The 9,923-nt window shown below is 43.9% G+C and carries 6 protein-coding genes; all 6 read right to left on the bottom strand.

The window, feature by feature from the left end; genetic code table 11:
* Positions 1-154: 154 nt before the first annotated feature.
* Positions 155-1,384 carry a 2-oxoglutarate dehydrogenase complex dihydrolipoyllysine-residue succinyltransferase gene (gene odhB, locus L0J61_RS05975; protein WP_301465422.1) on the bottom strand — a complete coding sequence of 410 codons (1,230 nt, stop codon included), beginning with the start codon at positions 1,382-1,384 and terminating at the stop codon, positions 155-157.
* A 147-nt stretch (positions 1,385-1,531) separates the two neighbouring features.
* Positions 1,532-4,408, bottom strand: coding sequence for a 2-oxoglutarate dehydrogenase E1 component (locus tag L0J61_RS05970; protein ID WP_301465421.1), 2,877 nt, complete (start codon positions 4,406-4,408; stop codon positions 1,532-1,534).
* Positions 4,409-5,417: 1,009 nt separating this feature from the next.
* On the bottom strand, positions 5,418-6,128 hold the full coding sequence (locus L0J61_RS05965; protein WP_301465420.1) for a succinate dehydrogenase iron-sulfur subunit: 711 nt from the start codon (positions 6,126-6,128) through the stop codon (positions 5,418-5,420).
* A 219-nt stretch (positions 6,129-6,347) separates the two neighbouring features.
* A complete protein-coding gene (gene sdhA / locus L0J61_RS05960) occupies positions 6,348-8,198 on the bottom strand; it encodes a succinate dehydrogenase flavoprotein subunit (RefSeq protein ID WP_301465419.1) in 1,851 nt (616 codons plus the stop codon).
* 315 nt (positions 8,199-8,513) lie between these two features.
* Positions 8,514-8,921, bottom strand: coding sequence for a succinate dehydrogenase, hydrophobic membrane anchor protein (gene sdhD / locus L0J61_RS05955; RefSeq protein ID WP_301465418.1), 408 nt, complete (start codon positions 8,919-8,921; stop codon positions 8,514-8,516).
* Positions 8,921-9,307, bottom strand: a complete 387-nt coding sequence (gene sdhC / locus L0J61_RS05950) for a succinate dehydrogenase, cytochrome b556 subunit (protein WP_301465417.1) — start codon at positions 9,305-9,307, stop codon at positions 8,921-8,923. The genes sdhD and sdhC overlap by 1 nt, the downstream gene beginning before the upstream one ends.
* Between the last annotated feature and the right edge of the window lie 616 nt (positions 9,308-9,923).

Genomic DNA, 9,923 nt, shown 5'->3' with positions numbered 1-9,923 from the left:
CTTTTGGATAAATAACTTCTCTTTTGTGTTGGATAGCGATATCACTATGACACCACATCGAACAAATACTACTTTTTACTTATCAACAAACGACAGCCGCCTATACCCACATTAAAAAGCTTGTATCAGCGATTGCCGATACAAGCTTAGAAGCTTACAGGTCTAAGAGAAGCATAGTGGGATCTTCGACCAATTCTTTTAGAGTTACTAAGAATTGTACGGCTTCTTTGCCATCGATCATACGGTGGTCGTAAGACAATGCAAGGTACATCATTGGTAAGATTTCGACTTTACCATCGACTGCCATCGGGCGTTCGTTGATTGAGTGCATACCTAAGATAGCAGTTTGTGGTGGGTTCAAGATAGGCGTTGACATCAGTGACCCAAATACACCACCGTTAGAGATAGTGAAGGTACCACCTGTCATTTCGTCTAAACCAAGCTTGCCTTCTTGCGCTTTTTTGCCGTACGCACGAATCTGTGCCTCGACATCTGCCATGCTCATCTGATCGGTGTCACGCAGTACAGGAACGACTAAACCGCGATCAGACGATACCGCAACACCAATATCATAAAAACCGTGATAAACAATATCATCGCCATCTAATGATGCGTTGACTGCTGGGAAGCGCTTGAGTGCTTCAGTCGCCGCTTTAATAAATAAAGACATAAAGCCTAAACGTACACCATGACGCTTTTCAAATTGCTCTTTATACTTGGCACGCATGTCCATCAACGGCTTCATATTGACTTCGTTGAATGTAGTCAACATCGCAGTCTCTTGCGTTGCTGATAGTAAGCGCTCAGCCACACGCTTACGTAGACGAGTCATTGGAACGCGTTTTTCAGTACGTTCGCCTGCTGACTCAGCCACTGGACGACCACTATCAGACTTAATAGAGCTGTCTGATTTTAGCGTTGGGTTAGACATGTCGCCTTTGGTTACGCGACCGCCGCGGCCACTGCCTTCGACGTTTTTAGGATCAACACCGCTTTCTTTTGCTGCTTTGCGTACGGCTGGGCTCTGATCTTTATGATCGGCTTCGTCTTTGCTGTCAGCTGGTTTTTGCTGTACAGGGGCAGCTGGTTGGTCAGGTTCGACAGCAGGAGTGTCATCTGAACTAGCGTCAGCATCAGTGCTGCCACTTGCACCGGCTTCAAATTCTGCGATCAACTCATCAGAGAGTACGGTATCGTCAACTTCTTTGACAATTTTGGTCACAACACCATCATCAGGTGCCATAACTTCTAACACAACTTTATCGGTTTCGATCTCAGCTAAAAGATCATCACGATTTACTTGTTGACCTTCGCTAACATGCCATTCAACGATTGTGCCATCTGCAACCGATTCTGGAAAAACGGGGGCTTTGATATCAGCCATCGATATACTCCTTAGATTTGGATATTCATATTCATTATTAAGTCGTGATAGACAGTCAATACCTTTCTAACATCGTGCTGCTGATACGGCATTATTAAGTCCTGACTGTCATCGCCTGATTCATGTATCTTCTATACTTATAATCTGTTACTTAGACAACTCATCAACACTGACGCCAAGACCACCAGCGACTAGCGCTTGCTGCTGCTGAGCGTGCAGTTTTGGTGAACCTGTCGCAGGTGCAGCGCTAGCAGGACGTGCCATCGGCTCCATGACTTTTGCCTTGGTTGGATGTGGTACGACGATGCGGTACATGTGCGGTGCTAAATAATACCAAGCACCTTGGTTCAGTGGCTCTTCTTGCGTCCATACGATTTCTGTCAGATTGCTATATTTTTCAATTTCTTCAATCAAACGCTTCTCTGGTAACGGATAGAGCTGCTCAATACGCACGATAACTACATTTTCAAGACCCATTTCACGGCGTTGCTCGAGTAAGTCGTAATAAACCTTACCGCCACACAACACCATACGAGTTATCTTGTCTGCATTGTGGTCGTCCATTTCTGACACTACTGTCTCAAACTTACCATTAGCAAGCTCTTCTAAATGAGAAGTGGCCAACTTATGGCGCAATAAGCTTTTAGGCGACATCACGACCAACGGTTTACGGATTGGGCGTACGGCTTGACGACGTAGCGCATGATAAATCTGTGCAGGAGTGGTCGGTGTAATCACTTGCATATTGTCTTCGGCGCATAACTGCAAGAAGCGCTCAAGACGAGCAGATGAATGCTCAGGACCTTGACCTTCATAGCCATGTGGTAACAACATCGTTAGACCGCAAACGCGCTGCCACTTAGTCTCACCGCTTGAGATGAACTGATCAATCACCACTTGTGCGCCGTTGACGAAGTCGCCGAACTGCGCTTCCCAAACAACCAAGGCATTTGGAACTGTGGTGGCGTAGCCATACTCAAAGGCCAATACTGCTTCTTCAGACAGCAACGAATTGTAAGTAGCAAAGCGTGCTTGATTTTCACTCACATGCGAAAGCGGTACATACATACTGCCATCGTTGACATTGTATATTTCACTATGACGGTGAGAGAAAGTACCGCGGCCGACATCTTCACCAGTAATACGGACTGTTACGTCATCATTATCAACTAATGATGCGTAGGCCAGTGTCTCAGCGGCACCCCAGTTAAGTGGCTCTTCACCCGTTTGCATTGCCAAGCGTTGGTCCACTACTTTTTGGACTTGACGTTGTAGCTTATAACCTTCGGGCATTTCAGCCATGCGGCGGCCGTAACCTTTTAGCGTCTCGATATCGACACTGGTATCCCATTCGTCAACTAAGTCGTGACCCAAGTAAGGCTCCCAGTCTACAAACAACTCTTCGTTAGGTTCACGAACTAAAGAGCTAGCAACATAATCACCACGGTCTAAAGACTCACGGTAATCATCTTCGTATTGCTTTTCTTCTTTAGCGTCTAACAACCCTTCTTCGATTAGTTTTTTTGCATAAAGAGTACGAGTCGTCGGTAACTTCTTAATAATGCTGTACATCAATGGTTGAGTTGATGACGGCTCATCCGCTTCGTTATGACCGTTACGGCGATAACAGAACAGGTCTATGATGATATCTTTAGCAAACTCATGACGATAATCTAACGCTAACTGGGCAGCAAAAACAACAGATTCAGGATCATCACCGTTTACGTGTAAGATTGGTGCATGCACCATTTTTGCCACGTCGGTACAGTACTCAGTTGAACGGGCATCTTCTTGGCGACTAGTCGTAAAACCTACTTGGTTGTTGATAACAACGTGGACTGTACCACCCGTGGTGTACGCACGAGTTTGCGACATTTGGAAGGTTTCTTGTACGACACCTTGACCAGCAAATGCAGCATCGCCATGGACAACGATAGGCAGTACTGTATTACCGCCTTTTTTATCCGTAAGCGCTTCGTCATTGCGACGAACCTGACGAGCTCGCACTGAGCCTTGTAGTACCGGAGCTACAATTTCAAGATGTGAGGGGTTGAACGCTAGCGCTAGATGCGCTTCGCCACCCGGAGTCATGACGTTAGACGAGAAACCGTTGTGGTACTTAACATCGCCTGAGCCTTTCTCTGGCTGCACTTTACCATCAAACTCATCAAACAAGTCAGCTGGGTTTTTACCTAAAATATTGACCAATAAGTTTAGACGACCACGGTGAGCCATACCAATGACCATCTCTTTGGTACCATAACTACCGGTACGTTGGATTATTTCATTGATAGCAGGGATAAAGCTTTCACCACCTTCCAAACCAAAACGTTTGACGCCTGTGTATTTGCGAGCCAGGTATTTTTCTAACCCTTCAGCCGCTGTCAAACGCTCGAGGATAGAGAGGCGCTTTTCTTTGTCAAACTTGATGTAACCTAGGTTGCTTTCTAGGTACTTTTCCATCCAACGTTTTTCTACGCTGGTTGTGACATGCATGTATTCAACGCCAATAGAGCGGCAATATACACGTTCCATAATCTCGATAATTTCTCGTAACGATGCTTCTTCTTTGCCAATGTTTAAATCATTGGTAGGAAATACCTTATCAAGATCAGCTTCCGAAAGGTTATGAAACGCTAACGTTAAATCTTCTACTTCTGGTCGTGTATCCAGATCTAAAGGGTCAAGTTTCGCATTGCGATGACCACGGCGGCGATATGCTGAGATCAGTTGCTGCACAGCCATTTGCTTAGGATCAGCACATTGAGCTGAACTGCTCGTGCTCGCCCCAGGGCTAGGCTTATTAGCGGTTTGGTTTCGTGCAAGCAATAAGAACTGATCCTTAATAGCGTTGTGTTGCGCATCGCTTGGCGATTTGTATTGTTCAAAATACGTTTGCCAGTCTGAGTCAACGCTATCAGGGTCTGTTAGGTATTGCTCGTAGAGAGCTTCGATATAATTGGCATTATCAGCAGCCAGTTCAGTATGTTCTAGGTCTACTGGTTCTTTAGTTTTACTATTCATAATAATCGTCTATTTGATAGATAAATGAATGGAATCGTGCTTATTCTGTCGTAATCTTTGTGTATCGGTGTTCAGGCAAGTCGCCACGCCTTATTAGATACCGCTTACTAAAACGCACTGCGCTCTAATCATGAAAACTGCTATCGATGTCACCAAAGCAATCCTTAATGTACTATTAAAAGTGCTATCAAAATCACAACACCTACGTCATTATTACAATACCTACGTCAAAAGTATAGCTATTTGTGAATGCCCAGTTTTCTTACCCAACTCGTGTCGCAGTACTAACTTCTATATAATACTTTTAACTATATCAATCTAATGAACACTGAGCGTTTGACAACCCATTATAATCAGTTTGGGCTCAAAACGGTACCGTTGAAACAACATTCTCGTGGTAGTCAGTATCTTTTCACAGACAATATCTTTGTATATTCCGACTACGCACACTCCGTGCCCGCAAATATTCAACCTGTCATATCGTATTATTTTAAATGACATCCCTATGCTACGCTATTTTCATCTGCTTATGAACTCGGTGACCCGGTGACTTAAGATACGCTCAGATGGCTTGGGCATGAAGTTTCTAATACTGGCATGTACCACTCCACAGCTTATCACGGCTATTTTTTGGCACATAGTTTGTTTGTTCAATACTAGATATTTACATAATGAATAAGCATTATTAGTATAGTAATTCACCATTTTGTTATTCGCTAGTTTCTAGTTTCATGCAACTGATGCGTGACTATGAATGCAAGAAGTCTATCCTCTGGAACTTCGACATCGGCATGAACAATGACCACGAATCATTATATAGCTTGCACCTTTGCATGGCTTGCTATCTTACATATGATAAACGTATTGTCATTATACCCTTACCATCACACAAACTTAGGTCACTAAAAACTTCCCGTACCAGGCTAATATGTGGCTCATAAAAAACACCACCTAATATTTAGGTGGTGTTTTGATAACAGTGTCTGCAAAACCATGCAATTATAAACGATTAACCCGCTTGGTCAATCAACATATTACGTAAATGACCAATTGCTTTGGTTGGGTTTAAGCCTTTAGGACAAACCGATACACAGTTCATAATACCGCGGCAACGGAATAGGCTGAACGGATCATCTAAACGAGCCAAACGCGCTTGAGTATCACCATCACGGCTATCAGCAACGAAGCGATAGGCATGTAGCAATGCTGAAGGACCTAAGAACTTATCAGGATTCCACCAGAATGATGGGCAGCTGGTTGAACAGCATGCACACAGAATACATTCATACAGACCGTTTAGTTTTTCACGCTCTTCGGGTGACTGTAAGCGCTCAGTTGGTGGTGCTGGCTGATCATTGATTAAGTATGGGTGTACTTTTTCATACTGCTCGTAAAATTGGTTCATATCAACAACCAAATCACGAACAACTGGTAAGCCTGGTAGAGGGCGAACCGTTACCTTCTCTGGTAAGGTGTTCATGTTGATTAGACATGCTAGACCGTTCTTACCATTGATGTTCACGCCGTCAGAACCACAGATGCCTTCACGGCAAGAGCGGCGGAAAGTGATGGTTTCATCTTCCTTTTTTAAGCGTAGTAACACGTCAAGCAACATACGATCTGAGTCTAACAGCTCAATCGTATAGGTTTGCATACGTGGTGCTGCGTCCACATCAGGATCGTAGCGATAAATTTCGATGGTGCGAGTACCTCGGCTCATAATGCTAAACTCCACACGTAGGTGATGGCGGGCATACAAAGATTGCAACATAGTTGCGCTAGCTATTGGTCAGTACGATTAAACAGTAGCATATACTGACCAATAATGTGTTAGCGCTGGCATGAGCTTGTAGCTGGCGGTCACCTTTTAAATAAATTAATAAAGGATAAAACGTTTACTCTGTATATATCTGCGATGTAACAGGCTCTTCGTCTAATATTAGTAGACGCGAACCTTTGGCTCGATATAATCAACAGTCAATGGTACTTTGCGAACTGGCTTATAGATGATGCGGTTGCCTTCAGAATACCATAAGGTATGCTTCATCCAATCGTGATCATTACGACCGTTTGGTGCGTAGTCGTCATCTTCTGGACGATCATAGTCAGACACACTGTGTGCGCCGCGGCTTTCGTGACGATTAGCCGCTGATATCATCGTCGCTTTTGCTACTTCATATAGATTAGCAACTTCAAATGCTTCGATACGTGCTGTATTAAAGACTTGTGATTTATCAGCCAAGTGGATTTTATCAATCTTTTCGCCCAGCGCTAATATCTTCTTAACACCTTCGTCCATGATTGCCTGAGTACGGAAAACACTGGCGTGCGTTTGCATCGTTGCACGAATCTCATCAGCCACGTCTTGCGCATTGTAGCCTTCAGTAGACTGCTGTAGTTTGTCTAAACGACCAACGGTAAAGTCAAGTACACGGGGATCTAGTGGCTTATAATTATGATCAGCATGATGGAATTCATCAACGATATGCTTACCAGCAGCACGACCAAACACGACCAAATCAAGTAGTGAGTTAGTACCAAGTCGGTTCGCACCGTGGACACTCACACAAGCACATTCACCAATTGCATAAAGACCTTTAACAACATTGCCTTTCGCGTATAGACCTTCTTCATCCGTACCTGCGTCAAGATCTGGCTTGATCACCTGACCATGAATCGTGGTCGGAATACCACCCATCATGTAGTGGATGGTTGGGATAACTGGGATGGCTTCTTTAGTGATATCAACGTTGGCGAAGTTTCTACCAATTTCAAATACCGATGGCAAACGCTTCATGATGGTGTCTACGCCTAAATGCGTCATGTCCATTACAATATGATCAGCGTTCGGGCCACAACCACGACCTTCTTTGATTTCTTGGTCCATTGAGCGCGATACTAGATCACGTGGCGCCAAATCTTTCACAGTAGGAGCATAACGCTCCATGAACGCTTCGCCGTCTTTATTACGTAGAATTGCGCCTTCACCACGACAACCTTCGGTCAATAGTACGCCTGCACCATGAACGCCAGTTGGGTGGAACTGCCAGAACTCCATATCCTGTAATGGGATACCTGCACGAACAGCCATGCCAATACCATCACCAGTATTGATATAAGCATTGGTAGATGCCGTGAAGATACGACCAGCACCACCTGTGGCTAGCACAGTGATAGGTGACTGGAATACAGCGATGGTGCCTGTTTCTTGTTCAAGCGCGATTACGCCGTTGATATTACCAACTTCATCCTTGATCAAATCAAGCGCAATCCATTCGATAAAGAATTCAGTACCTTGCTCTAGATTCTTTTGATATAGCGTGTGTAATAGTGCGTGTCCGGTACGGTCAGCAGCAGCACAAGCTCGTTGAACTGCTTTTTCGCCGTAGTTTGAGGTATGACCACCAAATGGACGCTGGTAGATCGTGCCATCTTCGTTGCGGTCAAAAGGCATACCCATGTGCTCTAGCTCATAGACCACCTTTGGTGCTTCACGACACATATATTCAATCGCGTCTTGGTCACCTAACCAATCCGAACCTTTAACCGTGTCATAAAAGTGAAAATGCCAGTTGTCATTACTCATGTTACCCAAGCTTGCACCGATGCCACCCTGTGCAGCAACTGTGTGCGAGCGAGTTGGGAATACTTTGGTCAAAACTGCAACCTTCATGCCTGCTTCAGCCAAATGCAGTGAAGCACGCATACCTGAGCCACCACCACCGACGATGACCGCATCGTAGTTTAGGGTCTTGATGTTACTAATGGTATTATCTTGTCTAGTTGCCATTACGGTTTTCCTAATGCCTGTTAATGCTTAGAAGTAAATAAAAAGGATGGCTATCATGGTATCGCTTATTTGAAGCGCTCTATGTCTACATTCCAATGATCCGCACAACCTTCAACCACTTAATTTGCATATCTATCGTGATACTGGGCGACGCTATCTTGCTTAACTCTATTGCTAATATTAAGTGAGGGCAAAATCAGCACAAACCCAATGCTATGACTGCTTTCGGCTATTGATAGATGGTTTTGGTATATGAGCAGTCAACAACACTGCTGTGACCATCCTTTACAGCCAGTCAGGGTGATGACTTAATGGTTAAGCAGCAACGGCACCGAAGCCACTACCCCAAAAAATCATGATGCCCCAAAATAGAAAGACTAAAATAGCGATAATCATCAATGACTGAAGCACTAAACGTAGTCCTGCTGCGCCAGAGCCCAATTTGCCAGTGGTAATATAGTCAGTAAATACTGTCCACATACCCACCCACGCATGACCAGCTAGAGCAAGTACTGCTACTAAGCTGAACAAACGCATAGGTAAGCTAGTCATAAATGAAGACCACTCTAAGTAAGTGACTTCGCCATGGGTCAAAAAGAAACCCAGCAATATCACGCTATAGACGGCTAAAACAACACCACTAATACGCTGGATAATCCAATCACGTGAGCCTGAACCTGTCAGACCAGTAGCACTTTTGATTCCTGAATCGTTTTTACTCATTAGAACATCACCCATACAAATGACGCGATAACTAAAATCGCTGCAATCACAAAACTGACCATAGAAGCTGTACGGCCAGATTTCAGTTCCTCGTTTTTGCCCATATCAGCAAATAAGTGCTTGATACCCATCACGAAGTGATAAGCAATCGCAGCAACAAATATCCATGCTAAAAAGCGCACAAGTACATTGTCAAACACGGCTTCAAAGCTCTCAGGCGACGCCAAGGAACTCTGTAGTAACCACAGCATGACAGGAATCAATAAGAATAAAATAATGCCAGAAATACGATGCAAGATAGAAGCTATCGCAATCGGTGAGCGATTAACGCTAATCACTTGGCTTAAAGGCAGATCAATAGGTCGGTTGCTTTTCACAGCGGGCATCCTTTTTGCGGTTATACTCCTGTATCTGCTACCAATGATTGACATGGTTTTCTGTCAATCCCGTACCAGCAACACACGAGACGAATAAAGTAAGGAAGAGCTAGCTGACTTCGTTTAGTTTGCGCTAAATGTGAAGAAAGAATCATGTGGTTTTACAGTTTTGACAAACTTTACGAGTACTGAAACTTTACGAGTACTGTCTGTCAAACCGACAGGCTGCTAAACGGCCCATCAGTACAATTAAAGAAAATAGACATGAGTGAGATCGATTAACTAGTCTATTTTTATTGGTCGCGCCAATTACAAGACAACCAACTTACGTCGTCTGTCGTAGAGAGGTAAACCTGATGTTAAGTATCTAAAAATAGAACAGTTAACAAAAACGTTCAAATCATGTTTTCATTTAAGGTCCGTTAAGGCACTGCTCAATCATCACCAAATATAAATACCAGTATGAATAGAGTAGCTCTGAACGACACTATACCATGATCACTTATCAATTCGCACAATTCTAGTGCCAGTTAAGTTTGTGCAATTATAAAATGACTGGGCAATAATTACAAACTTAGATTAACACACCAAGTGCAACGCTAATTAATATTATAGAACGCCTGCA

The sequence above is a fragment of the Psychrobacter sp. genome (assembly GCF_030457785.1).
Classification (GTDB): domain Bacteria; phylum Pseudomonadota; class Gammaproteobacteria; order Pseudomonadales; family Moraxellaceae; genus Psychrobacter.
The sequence above is the reverse complement of the archived record's forward strand: the minus strand, read 5'-3'. Positions and strand labels throughout refer to the sequence as shown.

Coding starts and splice junctions, on each gene's coding strand:
- sdhA (WP_301465419.1), bottom strand. CDS start 8,198: ATGGCAACTAGACAAGATAATACCATTAGTAACATCAAGACCCTAAAC.
- L0J61_RS05965 (WP_301465420.1), bottom strand. CDS start 6,128: ATGAGCCGAGGTACTCGCACCATCGAAATTTATCGCTACGATCCTGAT.
- L0J61_RS05970 (WP_301465421.1), bottom strand. CDS start 4,408: ATGAATAGTAAAACTAAAGAACCAGTAGACCTAGAACATACTGAACTG.
- sdhC (WP_301465417.1), bottom strand. CDS start 9,307: ATGCCCGCTGTGAAAAGCAACCGACCTATTGATCTGCCTTTAAGCCAA.
- sdhD (WP_301465418.1), bottom strand. CDS start 8,921: ATGAGTAAAAACGATTCAGGAATCAAAAGTGCTACTGGTCTGACAGGT.
- odhB (WP_301465422.1), bottom strand. CDS start 1,384: ATGGCTGATATCAAAGCCCCCGTTTTTCCAGAATCGGTTGCAGATGGC.